11 protein-coding genes are annotated in these 18,795 nt (G+C 62.9%); 2 read left to right on the forward strand and 9 right to left on the reverse strand.

All coding sequences use genetic code 11. From position 1 onward, the window contains the following. Positions 1-12 precede the first annotated feature (12 nt). The gene (locus tag KVQ74_RS11535; RefSeq protein WP_217831198.1) at positions 13-309 is read left to right on the forward strand and encodes a hypothetical protein; all 297 of its coding nucleotides are present in this window, start codon (positions 13-15) and stop codon (positions 307-309) included. Between the two features lie 55 nt (positions 310-364). Here the strand turns inward: KVQ74_RS11535 and KVQ74_RS11540 are convergent, their stop codons facing one another. Genes KVQ74_RS11540 through KVQ74_RS11550 form a run of 3 tightly spaced genes read right to left on the reverse strand, consistent with a single transcriptional unit; the run spans position 365 to position 6,268 of the window. Next, positions 365-2,284, reverse strand: a complete 1,920-nt coding sequence (locus tag KVQ74_RS11540) for a hybrid sensor histidine kinase/response regulator (protein ID WP_217831199.1) — start codon at positions 2,282-2,284, stop codon at positions 365-367. A gap of 10 nt (positions 2,285-2,294) precedes the next feature. Further along, a complete protein-coding gene (locus KVQ74_RS11545; protein WP_217831200.1) occupies positions 2,295-4,613 on the reverse strand; it encodes an ATP-dependent DNA helicase in 2,319 nt (772 codons plus the stop codon). After that, complete coding sequence (locus tag KVQ74_RS11550; RefSeq protein WP_225929964.1) at positions 4,610-6,268, reverse strand: VRR-NUC domain-containing protein; 1,659 nt, start codon at positions 6,266-6,268, stop codon at positions 4,610-4,612. Before KVQ74_RS11550 ends, KVQ74_RS11545 begins: the two co-directional genes overlap by 4 nt. Before the next feature lie 194 nt (positions 6,269-6,462). Here KVQ74_RS11550 and KVQ74_RS11555 point away from each other — a divergent pair, with 194 nt between their 5' ends. Continuing rightward, complete coding sequence (locus tag KVQ74_RS11555) at positions 6,463-6,687, forward strand: YgdI/YgdR family lipoprotein (RefSeq protein ID WP_217831201.1); 225 nt, start codon at positions 6,463-6,465, stop codon at positions 6,685-6,687. Between the two features lie 60 nt (positions 6,688-6,747). Here the strand turns inward: KVQ74_RS11555 and KVQ74_RS11560 are convergent, their stop codons facing one another. The 6 genes from KVQ74_RS11560 to KVQ74_RS11585 all read right to left on the reverse strand — a co-directional run bounded on the left by KVQ74_RS11560 (position 6,748) and on the right by KVQ74_RS11585 (position 18,794). Next, positions 6,748-7,128, reverse strand: a complete 381-nt coding sequence (locus KVQ74_RS11560) for a hypothetical protein (protein WP_217831202.1) — start codon at positions 7,126-7,128, stop codon at positions 6,748-6,750. A gap of 212 nt (positions 7,129-7,340) precedes the next feature. Next, positions 7,341-9,194, reverse strand: coding sequence for a polyurethane esterase (locus tag KVQ74_RS11565; protein ID WP_217831203.1), 1,854 nt, complete (start codon positions 9,192-9,194; stop codon positions 7,341-7,343). Positions 9,195-9,406: 212 nt separating this feature from the next. After that, positions 9,407-11,095: a polyurethane esterase gene (locus KVQ74_RS11570; protein WP_217831204.1), complete on the reverse strand. Its 1,689-nt coding sequence runs from the start codon at positions 11,093-11,095 to the stop codon at positions 9,407-9,409. A 60-nt stretch (positions 11,096-11,155) separates the two neighbouring features. Beyond that, the gene (locus KVQ74_RS11575; protein ID WP_217831205.1) at positions 11,156-14,242 is read right to left on the reverse strand and encodes an autotransporter serine protease; all 3,087 of its coding nucleotides are present in this window, start codon (positions 14,240-14,242) and stop codon (positions 11,156-11,158) included. Positions 14,243-14,315: 73 nt separating this feature from the next. Continuing rightward, positions 14,316-17,267, reverse strand: a complete 2,952-nt coding sequence (gene eprS, locus KVQ74_RS11580) for an autotransporter serine peptidase EprS (protein ID WP_217831206.1) — start codon at positions 17,265-17,267, stop codon at positions 14,316-14,318. A 165-nt stretch (positions 17,268-17,432) separates the two neighbouring features. Further along, positions 17,433-18,794, reverse strand: coding sequence for a TolC family outer membrane protein (locus KVQ74_RS11585; protein WP_217831207.1), 1,362 nt, complete (start codon positions 18,792-18,794; stop codon positions 17,433-17,435). Position 18,795 lies beyond the last annotated feature (1 nt).

Raw genomic sequence — 18,795 nt, forward strand, 5'->3', positions numbered from 1 at the left:
AAGGTCACGGTCATGAAAGAATGCTCGACGTCCGCACAAATCAAGGCATGCAGAACCCTCGCCCTGGAACGCAACCACCACTTGTTCGAAGAGGCCAGCGCGCTGAACCGTGCTGCCCATGAACTGCTGGAAACCGATCATCTGGATCTCGCACAATTCGACCGCTACCGCGAGCTGCGCCGCAAGGCTGACCTGATGTTCGAGGATGCCATCCAGCATCTGTGCGTGCTCAACGAAGACTTCCCGCCGATCCCGATGTCGCCGCGCAACTCCCAGGCGCTGCGCCAGCGACTCGAAACCAGCGCTTGATCCAGACAAAAAAAGCCCGACCTGATGGTCGGGCTTGTTGTTTCTGCGTACAGCCTCACTTCATCGACTGAGCAATGATCGCGGCCAGATTGAGCTGGGTGAAGGGTTTGGGCAGACGCGGCAGCTCGGCGGCGAAACCTTCCAGGCGCTCGGCATAACCGGTCGCCAGAATGATCGGCAGATCCGGCTTGAGCAGACGCACGGCGTGGGCCAGTTGCGCGCCGCTCATCTGCGGCATGGCCATGTCGGTGATCATCAGGTCGATGACCTCCCCCTCATCGAACAACGCCAGCGCCTGGGCGCCGGACACCGCACTCACCACGCGATGACCGAGGTCCTCGAGCAGCAACGTGGTGCTGGTCAATACCAGACTGTCATCGTCCACCACCAGCACGCTGAGACGCGGCACACACGTCGAGTCGGCGGCGGTGTTTTCAGTCCGGGCCTGTACCCTGTGATCGGCCACCGGCAGCCAGAGCTCAGCGGTGGTGCCATGGCCCTTCTCACTCTTGAGGATGAACCGGCCGCCCAACTGCTCGATGAACCCGTGCACCATCGACAACCCGAGCCCGGTGCCCTTGCCCAGGCCCTTGGTGGTGAAAAACGGGTCCATCGCCGACGCCAGGGTCGCCTCGTCCATGCCTTCACCGGTGTCGGTGAGGCTCAAGCACACATAACGCCCGGCAGCGACCGGTGAATGGGCCTGCTCCAGCACCACCTCCGGCTGGGCACTGATGATCACCCCACCGCCCTCAGGCATCGCGTCACGGGCGTTGGTCGCCAGGTTGAGCAGCGCGAGTTCCAGCTGGTTGGTGTCGGCCAACACCGCTTCGAGATCTTCCGCAAAGCGAGTTTCGATCGTGATACCGGGACCGAGCGAACTGCGCAACAGCCCGGTGATGCCCTGCACCAGTTGCGTGATATTGACCGGCTCGGTCTTGAGTTCCTGGCGGCGGGCGAACGCCAGCATGCGTTGGGTCAGGGAGACACCACGCAATGCGCCCTGGGTGGCGTTTTCCAGCAGACGGCTGACCTTCGGATCATCACCGACCCGCTTACCGAGAATTTCCAGGTTGCCCAGAATCACCGTCAGCAAATTGTTGAAGTCGTGGGCGATGCCGCCGCTGAGTTGACCGATGGCCTGCATCTTCTGCGCCTGGAACAGCGCCTCACGGGTCTTTTCCAGGGCCAACTGCGCCTGCGTGGCCTCGGTGACGTCGCGGGTGATCTTGGCAAAACCGAGCAAGGCGCCGGTTTCGCCCCGAATCGCGTCAACCACCACATGCGCCATGAACCGCGTGCCATCCTTGCGCATCCGCCAGCTCTTGTTCTCGAAACGCCCTTCGCGCACGGCGGTTTCCAGCGCCCGTTGCGGCTCGCCAGCCTCACGATCCTCCGGGGTGTAGAACATCGAGAAATGCTGGCCGATGACCTCTTCCGGCGTGTAACCCTTGATCCGCTGCGCGCCGGGGTTCCAGTTGGTCACCCGGCCTTCGGGGCTGAGCATGTAGATCGCGTAGTCCGTCACCCCCTGCACCAGCAGGCGGAATTGCTGCTCGCTTTGCTTGAGGGTTTCTTCGGCCATCTTGCGGTCGGTGAGGTCGCGGGTGATCTTGGCGAAACCGAGCAATTGCCCGCTCGGGCTGAAAATCGGGTCGATCACCACATGGCACCAGAAGTGCGTGCCGTCCTTGCGTACCCGCCAGCCTTCGCCCTCGAAGCGCCCCTCGCGGATCGCCGTGTCCAGCGCCCGTTGCGGCAGGCCAGCGGCGCGGTCCTCATCGGTGTAGAAGCGAGAAAAGTGTTCGCCGATGATTTCGGCTTCCTCGTAGCCCTTGAAGCGTTTGGCGCCCGAGTTCCAGCTGTTGATGATGCCCGTCGGATCGATCATGTAGATCGCGTAGTCGACCACCGCATCGATCAGAAGGCGAAAGCGCATCTCTTCAGTCGCGGAGGTCTTGTGGTTATCGGTCATCGGGCTTGGCTCAACGCAAATGTTCAATGGTGGGAGTATGCGTCAAACCGGCGGATTGGAAAGCACCCTGTGACTGATCGAGTTGCCACCAGCGCGGCAACAGTTGCTGCACGCGGCTCTCGGCGAAGCGGTCATCGATCAGCATCACCACCCCGCGATCCTGCTGCGTGCGGATCACCCGCCCGGCGGCCTGCACCACTTTCTGCACACCGGGATACAGGTAGGTGTAGTCATATCCGGCCCCGAAAATTGCCGCCATGCGCCGTTTCATCTGCTCGTTGACCGGATTGAGCTGCGCCAGCCCCAGGGTGGCGATGAACGCGCCGATCAGCCGGGCGCCGGGCAAATCGATGCCCTCGCCGAACGCCCCACCGAGCACGGCGAAGCCGACACCCCGACTGTCAGCGGTGAACTGGTCGAGAAAGGCCTGTCGCTGCTCTTCGGCCATGCCCCGGGATTGTTGCCACAGCGGAATTTGCGGGTGGCGCTCGGCGAGCAACTGCGCCACCTGTTGCAGATAATCGAAGCTGCTGAAAAACGCCAGGTAGTTGCCCGGACGCTCGCCGAACTGGCGGGCAATCAGCTCGACGATCGGCTCCAGCGATGCTTGACGATGGTTGAACCGGGTGGAAATCCGGCTGACGACCTGCACCTGCAACTGCTCGGCGTCGAACGGTGATTCGACGTCGATCCACACTGTATCCGCCGGCGTGCCAAGCAGATCGGCGTAATAGCGGCGCGGGCTCAGGGTCGCGGAAAACAGCACGCTGCTGCGCGCGGCCGTCAGGCGCGGGCCGATCAGCGCGGCCGGCACCACGTTGCGCAGACACAGTTGCGACAGCGGCTTTTTCCGCTCCAGGTCGCGCTTGCTGATATCGAACAGGTAATGAGCGTCGAACAGTTCCGCCACCCGGCCGAACTGCAGCATCTCGAAGTAGAAGTTCTGCAGGCCGCTGTCGAGGCCTTGCGGGTGATCGTTGAGGTAATCGCCAATGCTCGCGCTACACAACGAGATGGCCGACAGCAGTTTTTCCGGGGCCTTGTCATAGGCCTGATACGGCGCCAGTTGCGGGGCGTGCAGCGTGTTCCATTCGCGATTGACCCTTTGCAGGGCCTTTTTCAGCACGTCGGGCGCGGTTTTGCGCACGCTGTTCAACGTGCCCTGATCGAGCGTTGCGCTGTACATCTGCCGGCCACGCTCGACAAGGTTGTGCGCCTCGTCCACCAGGGTTGCGACTTTCCATTGGTTGAGCTGGGCCAGACCGAACAACAGCGCGGTGAAATCGAAGTAATAGTTATAGTCCGCAACAACCACGTCGGCCCAACGGGCCATTTCCTGGCTCAGGTAATACGGGCACACCGCATGCTGCGCGGCGACCCGGCGAATCGCCGATTGATCCAGCAATTGCAATCGACTGGCGGCCTGCCGCGCGGCGGGCAAGCGATCATAGAATCCCTGGGCCAACGGGCAGGACTCGCCATGGCAGGCCTTGTCGGGATGCTCGCAGGCCTTGTCCCGGGCGACCATTTCCAGCACCCGCAATGGCAGGACTTCATTACGTTCGAACAGCACTTGCGCCGCGTCCAGCGCCAGTTTGCGCCCGGGGGTCTTGGCGGTGAGGAAATACACCTTGTCCAGTTGCTGCGGTGCCAGCGCCTTGAGCAGCGGAAACAGCGTGCCCAGGGTTTTGCCGATGCCGGTGGGCGCCTGGGCCATCAGGCAACGACCGGTACTGACCGCCTTGAACACTGATTCGGCCAGATGCCGTTGGCCGGGACGAAAACCGGCATGGGGAAAGGTCAGTTGTTGCGCGGCGCTGTTGCGGGCCAGACGGTGGGCCATTTCCTGTTCGGCCCATTGCAGGAACAACAGGCACTGTCGCTCAAAAAACTCCCGCAACGCGCAAGCATCGAAGGATTCGACCAGGCAGGTTTCCTTCTCGCTGACGATATCGAAGTACACCAGCGCCAGATCGATCTGTTCGAGCTGCAACTTGCGGCACATCAGCCAGCCGTAGATTTTCGCCTGCGCCCAATGCAACTGCCGATGATTGGCCGGTTGCTTGCTCAAGTCACCGCGGTAGGTCTTGACCTCTTCCAGGCAGTTTTGCGCCGGGTCGTAGCCGTCCGCCCGGCCCTTGACCTGCAACTGGCGGAACTCGCCTTCCAGCGCCACTTCGCTCTGATAGCCTTCGCTGCGTCGCGAGGCCACGGTGCGGTGGCCGGCGATGCCTTCCAGTGCGGTCGGTGACGGCGTGAAGCGCAAGTCGAGGTCACCGCGCTTGGCCGTGAACTCGCACAACGCCCGCACCGCAATGCTGTAGCTCAAGCGTCCTGCTCCGCCCATTGCACGTAGCACACGGCGACCGGCATCTGGTGCGCGTCGCAGAACTCCAGCCAGCGCAACTGGTTGTCCTGCAAGCGATCGCCGGGGCCTTTGACTTCGATCATCCGGTAGGTCTTGTGCTGCGGCCAGAACTGGATCAGATCCGGCATCCCGGCGCGATTGGCCTTGATATCCAGCAACAGCCGGTTGAACCAGTGTTTGAGGTGTTCGGCCGGCAGACACGCCAACGCCAGGTCCAGCAGCTCTTCATTGAGCGCCCCCCAGAACACGAACGGCGACTGCACGCCCCATTTGGCGCTGAACCGCTCGCGAATGGTCTGCGCATAACGGCCATCGTCAAGTTCGGCCAGACAGGCTTGAAACACCGCGCTGCGGCGCGAATGGAAATCTTCGTTGAGCAAATCCACCGGCCCGCGCTGAAACGGGTGAAAGAACGCGCCCGGCAACGGCGCGAAGATCGCCGGCCAGCACAGCAGACCGAACAGCGAGTTGATCAGGCTGTTTTCCACGTAGTGCACCGGACCGGTGTCTTCGTGCAGATGCGCCTGCACGTAATACTCCACCGAGAGCGCCGGATCGCTGCGCAACAACTGCAGATCCAGGCGCTCCACCGCTCGCGGCGCCACACGCTTGAGTGGCGGGCCGCCGAGCTTGCGTCGCAAACGTGGCAACAGCCGTTGCAGGCCCTGTTGTTCGCTGGCGCTCTCCGGCGCCTGCTCGGCCAGCGTGGCGAGTTCCAGCGCCAGGGCATATTCCGCGCAGCGCTCAAGCACGCGGATCATCCGCAGCCGCGCGCCGGGATAGGCGCAATCGCGATAAACATTCAGCGCCAGGGCGAATTCGCTGATGCGCTCGCAATACTGGCCGATCTGGAACAACAGCTTGCCGCGTCGGCGTTGCAGCCACGGGTTGTCGAAATGCAGCGCGCTGATCTGCTCGACAATCGGTTCCAGCGCCTCTCCCGCCTCGAAGCGCTGCTGGCAGTCGTGGAGGAACAGGCAGGCATCGACGTCGGCGCGGCTGCGCAAGCCCCGGGAGTCGGCGCTGAACTCGACTTTTTCGTAGGTGAAGATGCCAAGGTCGGCGAGAACGAATTCCGACCAGTCCTGATATAGATTGCCAAAGAACATCAGGCGAAAACGGTCGCACAGGTGCATCAGGGTCAGGCTGAACAATCGATCCGCCAGTTGCGGGCACCAATCGACCAGGCTGCGCGGTTCGGGGAATTGCTCGTGCAGGGTCGCCAGCCAGTCGGTTTTTCGGCCTTTGGGCTGTTCGATGAACGCACCGAAGGCGTGCAGGATCTCGGCCTTGAGCAGCACCTCGAACAGTTCGCTCATCGACAGCGTCGCGCGTTCATCCAGCCAGCCATGGGCGAGCAACGGTTGCGCCGCTCGGGCGATGTCGCCGATTTCCGGATAATTGAGTTTTCCGGCCCGAAAATGCACGCCCTTGCGCATCACCATCCGCACCAGCAGGCCCTGTGACGCCTGGGGCAAGGCCCGGAAGTCGCGGAGGAAGGCATGCTCCGTTTCGCTCATCACATCGGCATAACGAAGCTCAAGCCAGTCAAGCACTTGCCGGAAGTTGTTGAGGTAATAGAACGGGTCGTCGAGGGGGTTGGCAGTCACGGTCATGGCAAAGGTTGCTGTGGGCAAATACTGGTTATGCGTACAGATACCAGCTCCGCCCCGCCCGGTGCAAACGGAAAAGGATCAATGGCGGCGGCAAAGCGTTTTTTTTCAGTAGTCCATCGAACTTTTACCGGCGAATTGGCACCAACCGCGTTAGAGGGCCGGCAACGGTCAAAGATCGGGAATGAGAGGTGTATATGAAATTCAAGACATTGGGCCTGCCACTGGTTGTGGCCGCCCTGCTGAGCCTGGCCGGCTGCGCCACCCCGACCGTGGTGACCCTGCAGAACGGCACCCAGTATCTGACCGAAGACATGCCGAAAACCAAGACCGAGGACGGTTTCTACGAGTTCCGGGATATATCTGGCGCGAAGATCCGCGTGCGGGCCGATGAAGTGGCCACCGTGCGCAAGGAAGACTGACGAAGGCCAGCCATCTTGATCGTTCCCGCTCAGCGCGGGAACGATCAACCCACTTGAAAATTAATGCGGCTGGGTCCAGCCCATGCCCGGAAGGCTGTTGTCGCAACTGAAGTATTGCCCGCCCCGCCGGGCCACTTCGCCCTGCAATCGCTGGCAACGCTCGCGATCCTGTTGGGCCATGCGATCAATACTGAGGTTACCGGTGGTTTCTGGCTGTTTGCCGTCGCCCAGGCGGATCGTCACGAACGGTTGTTCGGGTTCGATATGAAAGCGGCTTTTCTCTTCGACCGGTGGCTCTTCATCGGTGTGGGCCGGCGCCGGCAATTGATCGGTGCTGACCCCGTAACGGCTCAGAATCGAGCTGTGAGGCAGATCGGCCCAGGCATTGGCCGATAACAGCGCCAGTCCAGCGATACCGATATACCCCTTGAAACCTTTCACGTTTGAATCTCCTGTACTCATTGGCGGCCTTTACATAACGAATGGGTCGTTAGTGGCTTTAGGCCGCATTTCCTGATGGTGCAGAGGTTTGAGTCAGGGAATGGCTCTCGGGTCACTTTCAGAACCGCGTTATCGGCAAGCCCGCTCCCACAATTACAAAATGTGAGAGCGGGCTTGCTCGCGAAGAGGCCCTTACTGGCGCCACCTGAACATCAGGCGATGACGATCCCGTCAGCACTCAGGCTGCTCAGCGCAACCCCGACCAGGGTCACCGAATCGCCGCCGAACTTGAGCACCGTGTCCTGCCCCACCGCCGTGGCGTGGGCGCGGAAGTCGTCGTTGGGCAGCACGCCCTGCACGCCGAGGAACACCAGTTTGTCGTTGGCCGTGTAACCCACCACCCGATCCTGACCAAACGCGCCGTTGAACAGGAACGTATCCGCCCCGCCTCCCGACTCCATCAGGTCATTGCCGGCGCCGCCGACGAACACGTCGTTGCCCGCGCCACCGATCAAGTGATCGTTACCGTCCAGGCCAAACAGCCAGGAGCCGCTGGCGCCAGCCTTGAGGGTGTCGACCCCGGTGGTGCCTTTGACGCTCGTTTCGTACTGGGTGACGTTGTTGCCGACCTTCAGGCCGCTGGCCGTCACGCTATGGGTCACGTCGTCCTTGAACAGGCCCCAGAGGAAACCGGGCTCCTTGGTGACGATGCTGCCGATGTCGCGGGTGATGCTGATCCCGCCGTTGGCATCGCGGATGTACAGGTTGCCGGCGCCGTCATTGGCGAAGTCGAAGCTGTTCACCGACTTCTGCAACTCCAGGGTGTTGCTGCCCGAGCCGCCAAGCATGATGTTGTAGCCCCCGCTGTCGCGGAAGGTGTCGTTGCCGGCGCGGCCCTCCAGGTAATCGTTGCCGCTGCCGCCCTGGATCAGGTCGTTGCTGTCGCTGCCGATGATAAAGGTGCTGCCCTTGTGGGTTTCAGCGTTGCGGTTCAGGTCCTGCACCCAGGTGTTGGCCCGCGCCGGGTCCGACAGGTTCGCAACGATGATCGTCGAGTCTTTGCTGGTCAGGTCGTAAAATTTCGACTCGATTACCCGGTTCATCCCGTCGCCATAAGCGGTGGGCAGGTGCGAAATCCAGGTCGGGATGTTGACGATGGAGAATGGCAACACATTCCATGCCGTCGAGGCGTAGTGATCGTTGAAGCTGACAATGTTGTCGGTCGTCGACTCCTTGGGCGCATCGTGGACGCCGACCGAGGCCGTGGTGAACGTCGAGCCGTCAAGGGCGCGGAATACCGGGTCGTTCTCGTAACCGACGTTGAGCACCTTGTCGGTGCTGCTCTGGGTCGGCGAGGCATAGGCGATGTAGTTGGAATCGGCGAAGAACCCGCCCCACTTGCTTCCGCTCAAGTCGGCCAGGCTGTTGACCGCCAAACCGCCGAGGCTGTGACCGCTGACCAGCACGTCCTTGCCGGTCAGCCCATTGGCCTTGGCGAAGGCCGCGACATCGGCGAGCAGCTTGCCGAACGCTTCGCCGGCGTAATTCTTGGCGTAGTCCTTGGGGCCGAATGCCGCCAGCAGGTCGTTGATCGCGTCACCGATGGAGTCGCCGATCAGGATTTCCCTCGGGCCGCTGGTGCCGCGAAAGGCAATGCCGATTTCAGTGAGATGGCCCTGGGCGTCGTACTTGCCGAGGATTTCCACCTGGGCGCTGGTGTAGCCGGCCTTTTCGCCGAAGAAGGTCCCGCGTGCGTCAGTTTTGCCGTCGTAACCCAGTTGCGAGGCGGTGATCGGCGTCCAGCCAGCCTGTTTCACGGCGTCCAGCGCGGCTTTTTCCGAGTCGGGGTTCCAGGGAATCCCGGGAATCACCCCTTGCGAGTCGGTCCCGCCGATCAGCGCGCTGACCAGGGTTGCCGGCAGCCCGAGGCCGAAGCCGTTTTGCTGATAACCGACGGCAAAGCCGTTATCGAGGTTGTGATAGGAATACAGCGTGATCGCCATGGCGTCGCTGAACAGCGCCTTGGATTCCGTGCTGCTGAAGTTTTTGTAGTCATACACACCCATTGCTGTTGCCTCTCTCTTTGTTGGAATTGTTCAGAGATAGCTCACAACCAGGGCGCCCCACGGGGGCACCCCGGAGCATTTCGTTACTACATACACATCAAACTTGTGGGAGCGAGCTTGCTAGCGAAGGCGGTTCGTCAGCTACAAAAACGTCACTGATACAGCGCCATTCGCGAACCAGCCCACTCCCACAGGTATTTCCTGCGGCGTTGTCAGGCGAAGACGAAACCGGAGTCCGACAGGTTAGCCACTCCAACCCCCACCAGGGTCACGGCAAAATCGCCAATCTTCAGCACGGTATCCGCCCCCGACTGGGAAGCGTGCTGCTTGATGTCATAGCCCTGCCCCGCGCCTTCGACCCCCATGAACACCAGTTTGTCACCGCCCTGATAGCCATTGATCGCGTCAAAACCGAAGGCGCCGCTGAACAGGAAGGTGTTGTTGCCACCCACCGCCGTCATCACGTCGTTGCCGGCGCCGCCGACGAAGGTCACATGGCCCTTGTCGCTTTGCAGGTGGTCATTGCCGCCGAGACCGAACAGCCAGTCGCCGTCAGCCGTCGCGTGCAGCGTGTTGCCGGAGAGGTCGCCGCTGAGGGAATGGCTGTACGGGGTCAGCTCGCTGCCATTGCTCAAACCCTTGGCGGTGACGGTCCAGGTGATCTCCTTGCTGCCCCACCACGAGCCCGACTCTTTGCTCACCAGTGCGCCGATGTCGCGGGTCATGCTGATGCCGCCGTAGGCGTCGCGCACGTACAACGTGCCGTCGCCATCGTTGGCGAAGCTGAAATTCTGCAGCGGTTTTTGCAGCTCGAAGGTGTTGTGGCCCTGGCCGCCCAGCAGGATGTTGAAGCCACCGTCGTCGCGGAATCGGTCATCGCCGGCGCGCCCTTCAAGGAAGTCGTTGCCCGCCCCGCCCTTGAGCCAGTCGTTGCTGTCGGTGCCGATGATGAAGGTGCTGCCGGTGTGCGGCTCGCCGCTGCGGCCCAGGTCCTCGACCCAGGTCTTGCCCCGGGAGGCCTCTTCCAGGTTGGAGACGATGATCGTCGAATCCTGGCTGGTCAGGTTGTAGAACTTCGAATCGATCACCCGGTTCAAGCCGTCGGCATAACCCAGCGAGCCGTGGGCCGACCAGTTCAGCGGATTGAGGATGCTGAACGGCACCAGGTTCTGCGCGGTCGAGGCGTACTGGTCGTTGAAGTTGACGATGTTGTCGGTGGTCGACGCATGCGGGCCATCGTGCTTGCCCAGCGAACCACTGCTGAACGTGGTGCCGTCGAGCACGCGGAACACCGGGTCGTTCTCATAACCGATGTTCAACACGTTGACGCCGGTGCTGCTCTGGGTCGGCGACGCGAAGGCGATGTAATTGGCGTCCTTGTAGAACCCGCCCCAGTTGCTGGCGCTCAGCTCGGCCACGCTGTTGACCCCAAGGCCGCCGAGACTGTGGCCGCTGATGAGCACGTCCTTGGCCGCAATGCCGTGGGCCACGGCGAACGTCGCAACTGCCTTGAGCAGATTGTCGAAGGCGTTTTTCGCGTAGTTGGTCGCGTAATCCACCGGGCCGATGGCTGCCAGCAGGTTGTTTTTCATGTCGCCGAAAGTGTCGCTGTAACCGAGTCCGCCGGTGCCGCGAAACGCCACACCGATGCCGATCAGCTTGCCCGCCGCGTCGTACTTGCCGAGCACTTCGGCTTCGGCGCTGGTGAAGCCGTCCTTCTCGCCGAAGAACGTGCCCTGCGCCCCGACCTTGCCCTGATAACCCAGCGCCGTGGCGGCAATCGGTGCCCAACCGGTGCCCGGCAGCGCCTGGCCGGTCGGCGTGTAGGCGTACAGCGTCAGCGCGATGGCATCGCTGTACAACGCTTTGCCATCGGCTTTTTTGTAATCGAACAATCCCATGTCGTGCTCTCTCTTCCCTCAAGTAAAACCGGCAGTTCCAGGTGGAACTGCCGGTGTCCGTCAGAACTGCCAGTCGAGGGTCAGGCCCACTCCGTGATCCTTCTCGTTCGAACCGATCAGCCCGTTGTAATCCAGATTCACCCGTACATCGCGATTGAGCGCCAGACCGGCACGCACGCCGACTGCCGCCGCATCACGGTCCATCGACACGCTTTGCACCTTGAACGCGCTGTCACCATTGGCGAAGGCCAGGTGATTTTGCGCATCGACGCTGCTCAGGTTGTGCTGCCAGCCGAGGCTCGCGCCCAGCTCCAGCTGATGCTTGTCCGACAGGGCAAACGTGCGCTTGGCCCGCACACCCAGAGTGGACAACACCACATCGCGATTGTCCTCGCCACCTTTCAGCGCGGCGGCGTCACCCTTCTCGGTGAAACTGTCGCTGTTCAGGTGAACGTAAGCCAGGTTGGCGAATGGCTCCAGGTTCATCGGTTGCAGGCCCAGGTCATAGGCCGCTTCGGTGAACAGTTGCGCGGTGGTCGCATCGCGCTTGGTTTTCTGCTTGCCACTGACACCGGCGAATTGCAGATCACGTTTGACGTCGATGCGATGCCAGCTATAGGCCGCACCGGCGGTCAGGCGCAGGGCATCGATTTCATGCCCCAGGTAGGCGCCCAGGTGATAACTGTCGATCGACGCCGACGAATGCGTGCCCGAGCCCATGCTCAGCGAGCTGTCGCTATAACCGGTGACGAAACCCAGACGGGTATCTTCAGCAATCAAGCCGTCGACGCCCAGCAGCAAGCCACCGATGGAGCTGTTGGTGTCGGCGTTTTTATGGCCGCCATCGCTTTTGCCCCAGGCGCCGAGGACTTTCATCCAGACGTTGCTGCGGTCATCGGTCGGCGCACCAGCGTCGAACAGGTCGCGCTCGCGCAGGCGCTCACCCACGGCATCGCGCAGGTAGCGGCTGTCGTTGACCAGCAGCGTGCCAATCGCCGGATGGATCTCGCCGGACAATTGCTGGAACGCGTCCTGGGCAACGGCAGCAGTGGGCGACAGCAACAGCGTTTCGAACAACGCGTTGCCTGCGCCCAGACGCTCGGCCGCGGCACCGACGGCACGCTGGTTCGGGGTCAGGCCGACGCTGGCGAACGAGGCGCCGTTGCGGCCGACCGCCAGTTGCACACCACCCGCCGAGTAATCCAGGGTGCCGCCGAGGAACGCATAGCTCGGCAGAACCTGGCCAAAACGTCCTTGAATGCCGCCGGCCGCTTGCAGGATGTTGAACTGGCTGCCAAGCAAGGACTTGACCTCGCCGGTGGTCAACAGCGTCGGGCTGTTCTCCAGGGACAGCGCGACGGTCGCACCCTCGATGGTCGCGATGCCGCCAGCGACAATGCGGTCGCTGCTGGTTGGCGAGACTTCGACGGCGTAGGTCGACCCCGGCTCGAAGGTCACGTCACCGGCGACATTCAAGGTGCCGATGGAGTTGCCCGGGGCGACGGTGCCGCCGCTTTTCGCGGTCAGCGCGCCGATCCGGCCGTTACCGCCGAGGATGCCGCTGTCGTTGACCGTGACCGCTGAGGCCAGGGAACCATTGATCGCCAAGCGGCCCTGATTGACCAGGGTCGGGCCGCTGTAGGTGTTGGCGCCGGTCAGCACCAGAGTGCCGATGCCCTGCTTGGTCAGGCCACCGTGGCCGGAAATGTCGTTGCGCCAGGTATCGAGGCCGCAGGTGATGTCGTTGCACACCCGCTGGGTCGGTTTGCCCGCATCGAGAATCGCGCCGATGCCCGGCAGATCCGCGACGAACTGGCTGGAGCCGTAAGCCCCCTCGATGCGGAACTCCTCGGGAATGTCCTGCTCGGTGACGAACATCGCCGGGCCGTCGATGCCCTTGCGCAGGTTGATCATGCCCCAGCCATACAATGCGTCGACACCCGGTGCGCCGAGGTCGGTGGCGGTGGTGCGCAATACGCTGGCGACCTGCGCGCCGGTCATGTAAGGGAAGCGCTCCATCAGCACGGCCATGGAGCCGGCCACGTGTGGTGCGGCCATCGAGGTGCCGTTGTAGTTGGCGTAACCGGTGGTCAGGTTATCGGCGTTGGTGCCGCTGATGATCGAGCTGTAGATCCGCGTACCGGGCGCCGCCACGCAGAAACTCGCGGTGTAGCCGCAGCGCGAGGAAAACGTACTCATGATGTACGGATTGGCGCTGGCCTGGTCCGGGTTCCTTTGCAACGCGGCGACGGTCATCCAGTTCGGCGCGATCTCTGGGACGAAGTAACCGAGGCCGGCGATGGCATCCGGGTTATTCAGGTTGTAGTCGTTACCCGCAGCGAAGATCGTCACGATGCCGCTGCGCGCGGCCGCGATTGCACCGTCATAGGCGCCACCGGGTTTGGTCCCGAGCAGCGTGCGGATCTCGTTGAACTGCACTTGCGCGTCGTTGACGGTGAAGTGCGGATACGCCGGGTCGCGGCCACCGAGGTCGAACCGGTCGGTGATGCCGATGCCCCAACTGTTGTTGATGATCCGCGCGCCACTGGCGATCAGCGCATCCCAGCCGGCCTTGTACACCGCGCCGTCGTTCCCCCGGACGATGCCGTCTTCCGGGCCGGGGTCGCCGTTGTCGGCGCTGATGATCTGCGCGCCGAACGCCACGCCGTGCATCACCCCGCCATCGCGGCTGCCGGCGGCGATCCCGCCGACGTGGGTGCCGTGGGCGCCGAGCTTGCCGTCGGAGCCGACCGAGGGCGAACCGTCATAGCGGAACGCATCGCCGGCCTTCACCGGGATGTACGGGTCGGTGTATTCGCGAATGCCGCTGGTGACCAGCGTGACGACTTTGTTGGTGCCGGAGAACTCCGGGTGCGCGGCATACACCGGCTGGTCGAAGATCCCCAGCTTCACGCCCTTGCCGGAATACCCGGCGGCATACGCATGATCCGCACCGATGGCGCCCAGGCCCCAATCGGCCTGGAACTCGGTGCTGCGCCAACTGGCGGGATCGCCCAGCCGACCGTTCTCGACATAGGGCGCCGCTTGTGCGCTGCCCCAGCCGGTGAGTGCGCACAGAACGGCGCAATGCAAAGTTTTCAGGCGAAAGCGGCCACCCGATTGCGCGGGGGTGTTGTTGTTTTTCATCCAGCGACCTTCCTTAGTGATGTTGCTAAAAATCCGTTTCGTGCGCCACGCAGCGGTTTGCAGGAGCGCAGCCTCAGAACTGCCAGTTCAGACTCAAGCCGACCCCGTGATGCTTCTCGCGGCTGGCCAACTGGCCGCTGTAATCGACATTCACCCGCACATCGCGGCTCAGCGCCAGGCTGGCCTGCACGCCCACCAGCGCGGCATCGCGCACCTGTGGCGAACTCTCGACGGTGTACGGCGCACTGCCGCTGGCGAAGCGCAGATGCTGTTCGGATTCGATGTCGGTAAGGCTGTGCTGCCAGCCGACGTGCCCACTCAGATCGAGCGTGTGCGCGGAAGTCAGGTCAAACCTCTTGATCGCCCGTATCCCGAGGGTGCTCAGCACCGCGTCACGCTGGTCGTCGCCGCTTTTCAACGCGGCCGCATCGCCCTTCTCGGTAAAGCCATCGGTGTCCAGATGCACGTAGGCCAGGTTGGCGAACGGCTCCAGCGCCATGGTTTGCACAGGCAGCCGGTAAGCCGCCTCACCGAACACCTGAGTGGTGGCGGCATCGACCTTGGCTTTCTGCCGGGCGCTGACGTCGCCGTATTGCAGATCGCGTTTCACATCGGCGCGATGCCAGCTGTAGGCCGCACCGCTGCTCAGGCGCCAGGCGCCGATATCGTGGCCGACGTAAGCGCCGAGGTGATAGCTGTCGACCTTGGCCGAGGAATGCGTGCCCGAGCCCTGGCTCAGCGAGCTGTCGCTGTAGCCGGTGACCAGACCGATGCGGGTCTGTTCGTCCAGCGCACCGTCGACACCGGCCAGCAAACCGCCGATCGAGGTGTTGTAGCCGGCGGTGTCGTGGCGCGAATCCGTGGTGCCCCAGGCGCCGAGGGCCTTGATCCAGCCGTTGCTGTGCGCGGTTGGCGCGTCGTGCAGGCGTTCGCCGATGGCATTGCGCAGTTGCCGACTGTCATTGATCAACACCGAACCCAGGGCCGGGTAGATCTCTCCGCTCAACTGCTGGAAGGCCTGTTGCGCCGAACTCGCGTCGGGGGACAGCAGCAGGCTTTCGTACACCGAACTACCGGCGCCCAGGCCTTCGACAGCGGCGGCCACGGCGCGTTGATTCGGGGTCTGGCCAACACTGGCGAAGGACGTTGCGTTGCGCTCGACCGCCAGTCCGATGCCATTGGCCGTGTAGCTCAGGTTGCCGCCGATGAACAGATAGTCCGGCAGCACCGCTCCAAACTGCCCCTGAATGCCACCGGCCGCTTGCAGGATGTTGTACTGGCGGCCGAGCAGGCTTTTCGCTTCGGTGGTGCTGAGCAAGGTCGGGCTGTTTTCCAGCGCCAGGCTGACGGTGGCGCCGCTGACGGTGGCGGTTCCTCCAGCGACAATACGATCGCTGCTGGTCGGCGACAGCTCCACGGCGTAGGTCGAACCGGGCGCGAAGGTCACGTCACCGGCCACGTTCAAAGTGCCGATGGAGTTGCCCGGCGCCACGCGAGCGCCGCTGTTGACCATCAGCCCGGCGATTCGGCCGGAGCCGCCAAGGGTGCCGTTGGCATTGACGGTGACTGCCGACGCCAATGAGCCGTTGACCGTCAGCAGACCGCCATTGACGGTGGTCGGGCCGCGAAAGGTGTTGTCGCCGGTCAGCACCAGGCGCCCGGCGCCGGACTTGATCAGGCTGCCCTGGTAAACGCGGTTGGCCGCTGCGGCATCGCGGGCCATGCCCACGGCGTAATCGGTCTGATCCTGTTGACTGGCGCCTGCCGGAACGCCGTTCTGCCAGCCTTTGTTTTGCAGGGTCTGTTGCCAGGCCGTGTGTTCGGCGAGGTCTTCGCTCTGACGCTGGAGCAACGCCTTGTCGGAGATGTCGTTGCTCCAGACGTCACTTTGCCCCGTCGCCAGATTGGCATCGAACGCCCCGAGCAACTGCCCCGGCCCGCGCATCGCCCGGTTCAGGTTGGCCACGCCCCAGCCGACCCGCTCGGTCGGCGCATCGGTCACTGAGCCGTCGAGCTGCGTGGCGGTGGTCAGCAGCACTTCGAGCGCCTGCTGATTGTTCATGTAGGGGTAGCGTTCCATCACCAGCGCCAACGCGCCGGTGGCGTGGGGTGCAGCCATTGAGGTGCCGGACTTGATCGCGTAGCCGCCATCGGGAATGGTGCTGTCGATCTTCGCCCCCGGCGTGGTGATGCACCAGTATTTGGCGATGCCGCACTGGTTGTACTTCTGCTGATTGCTCTGATCCAGCCCTGACACTGCCAGCCAGTGACCCTCGAGATCCGGCTGAAAGTACGGCAGCGCCGAACGCACACTGGCATTCGGGTAGCCGCTGTTGCCGGCGCTGAACACCTGGATCACACCGCGACGTGAAACGTCCGCCGCCGCATCGAGCCAGGTGCCCTGGTTCCAGTGCTGGGCGTAGGCCGCGTGCAGGTCGGCAAGGGTCCGGTAGCTGACATCCGGCGGCTGGCTGCCCCAGCTGTTATTGATCGCCCGCACACCGGCGTCGGCCAGGGCGTCGTAGACCGCTTTGAAATAGCGCGGATCGGGTTTGGGACCGAACAGGAAACTGTCGTTTTTGTTGGTGTTGCCGACGAAAATCTGCGCGTTGTACGCCACGCCATGCATGCCGCTGCCATCGCGGGACGCGCCCATGGTGCCGACGACGTGGGTGCCGTGGGAGTCGTTGTTGGGGTTGAGCGTGCCGTTGACGTTGAACGGCGAACCGTCAACGTAACTGCCGGAGGCCAACACCGGGTGATAGCGGTCGGTGGCGAATTCGGGGTGGGCGGCATCGAAGCCGGAGTCGAGGGCACCGATTTTTACGCCTTTACCGGTGATGCCGGCCGCGTAGGCTTGATCGGCCTGTATGCGGCCCAGGCCCCAGTCGCGGAGGAATTCGGCCGAGCGCCAACTGCCGGGATCGCCGGGTTTGCCTGACTCAAGGTATTGCGCCTGGGCCTGCGTCGCAGAAATCACAAGCAGCAGGGCGCCGACCGAAATCGGCTTGATGTGTACGTCCATGTTCACCACTCATTTTTTATTGTTTGGTTTTGCGGGTTTCAGTTATTCCTGCGGTATCTGCCCCCTCACCCCAGCCCTCTCCCGGAGGAGAGGGAGCCGGTAGGCGGTCAGTCCCCTCTCCCTCCGGGAGGGTTAGGGTGAGGGCTGGCCCTCAAGCCGGGCACGTCAGGGCCGTCCGACCCCGAACGCTTCGTCCACCCGCGCCAGATCCTGCTCGCTCAAGGTGCCCGCGTAGTAATGCAGTTTGGTCCACGCCATCAGGTAGTCGTACCGCGCCTGCGCCAGATCGCGGCGGGTGGTGAACAGTTGTTGTTCGGCGTTCAGGGCATCCAGATTGGTTCGCTCGCCGCCGAGAATGCTTTGTTTGGTCGAGACCACCAGCGCCTCGGCCGAGGTCAGCGCCTTCTGATAAGCGCGCAGTTTGCTGACGCCGGACAGGCAGGCGCTGAACTGGCGGCGCAGTTCGATAAGGGTTTCGCGGGTCTTGCCGTCGAGTTCGTACTCGGCCTGCTCCATGGTGCGGCTGGCCTGGCGGGTCGATGCCGACACCCCGCCACCGGCATACAACGGCACGCTGACCTCGAAACCAATGGTGTTGGTCTCGTAACGCTGGTTGTAGGTGTTGCCGCTTTCCGATTCGTTCTGGCGCATCGCCGCATAGGCGTTGACTTTCGGCAGATGCCCGGCGCGATTGCGCTCCACTTCGTAACGCGCGACTTCCACCGCCTGACGTTGCGACGCCAGGTTCGGGTTGTTGCTGATCGCCAGCTCGTGCCAGGTGTCGTAGTTGGCCGGTTGCAGGGTGAATGTCTGGAAGTTCTGGTCCAGTGGCGCAAGGTCGCTGATGTCCACCGCCGGCGTGCCGATCAGAGCGCCCAGCTCACGCAATGCCGCGTCCTGCTCGTTGCGCGCCTCGATCTCCTCGGCGGTCGCCAGCTCATAGCGCGACTCGGCTTCGAGGATGTCGGTGCGCGTGCCCTCGCCCTGGCGGAACATGTGTTCGTTCTGTTGGAACTGCTGTTCGTAGGCCTTCTTCTTCGCCTGGGCGATGTCGATCTGATCCTGAGCAAACAAGGCCTTGGTGTAGTTATCGAGCACCCGCACCAACAGTTCCTGACTCTTGCCCCGGAAGTTTTCGTCGGCAAACAGCGATTGCGCCACGCCTTTGCGATACGCCGCGTAGGCTTCGTAGTCGAGCAGCGGCTGTTGCAGGGTCAGGGTCGAGCCATAACTGTTGTAGTTGCGGTCTTCGGTACGATTGCGAGCCCGCTCGTCGAGGGACGTGGCCTTCGACGTGTTGTGGCCCTTGTTGTAGTTGTAACCCAGTTTCGGCAACAGCCCGGCGCGGCCAATGGCGCGGTTTTCCAGGCCGGCGTCACGCTCCTTGATCGCACCGAGGAACACCGGGTCATTGCGCAACGCCTGTTCGTAGATCTCGAACGGCCCCATGGCCGCCACCGCACTGTTGCCCGCCAGCAGCGCGAACGCTGCCGCCAGCATCGAAAACTTATTCATACAGCCGAACATC

It is taken from the genome of Pseudomonas botevensis (assembly GCF_019145475.1).
Taxonomy (GTDB): Bacteria; Pseudomonadota; Gammaproteobacteria; order Pseudomonadales; family Pseudomonadaceae; genus Aquipseudomonas; species Aquipseudomonas botevensis.

What these genes read in the sequence shown, in the direction of transcription:
- KVQ74_RS11575 (WP_217831205.1), bottom strand. Translation starts at nt 14,242, where the DNA reads ATGAAAAACAACAACACCCCCGCGCAATCGGGTGGCCGCTTTCGCCTG.
- KVQ74_RS11540 (WP_217831199.1), bottom strand. Translation starts at nt 2,284, where the DNA reads ATGACCGATAACCACAAGACCTCCGCGACTGAAGAGATGCGCTTTCGC.
- KVQ74_RS11565 (WP_217831203.1), bottom strand. Translation starts at nt 9,194, where the DNA reads ATGGGTGTGTATGACTACAAAAACTTCAGCAGCACGGAATCCAAGGCG.
- KVQ74_RS11550 (WP_225929964.1), bottom strand. Translation starts at nt 6,268, where the DNA reads ATGACCGTGACTGCCAACCCCCTCGACGACCCGTTCTATTACCTCAAC.
- KVQ74_RS11555 (WP_217831201.1), top strand. Translation starts at nt 6,463, where the DNA reads ATGAAATTCAAGACATTGGGCCTGCCACTGGTTGTGGCCGCCCTGCTG.
- KVQ74_RS11535 (WP_217831198.1), top strand. Translation starts at nt 13, where the DNA reads ATGAAAGAATGCTCGACGTCCGCACAAATCAAGGCATGCAGAACCCTC.
- KVQ74_RS11570 (WP_217831204.1), bottom strand. Translation starts at nt 11,095, where the DNA reads ATGGGATTGTTCGATTACAAAAAAGCCGATGGCAAAGCGTTGTACAGC.
- eprS (WP_217831206.1), bottom strand. Translation starts at nt 17,267, where the DNA reads ATGGACGTACACATCAAGCCGATTTCGGTCGGCGCCCTGCTGCTTGTG.
- KVQ74_RS11585 (WP_217831207.1), bottom strand. Translation starts at nt 18,794, where the DNA reads ATGTTCGGCTGTATGAATAAGTTTTCGATGCTGGCGGCAGCGTTCGCG.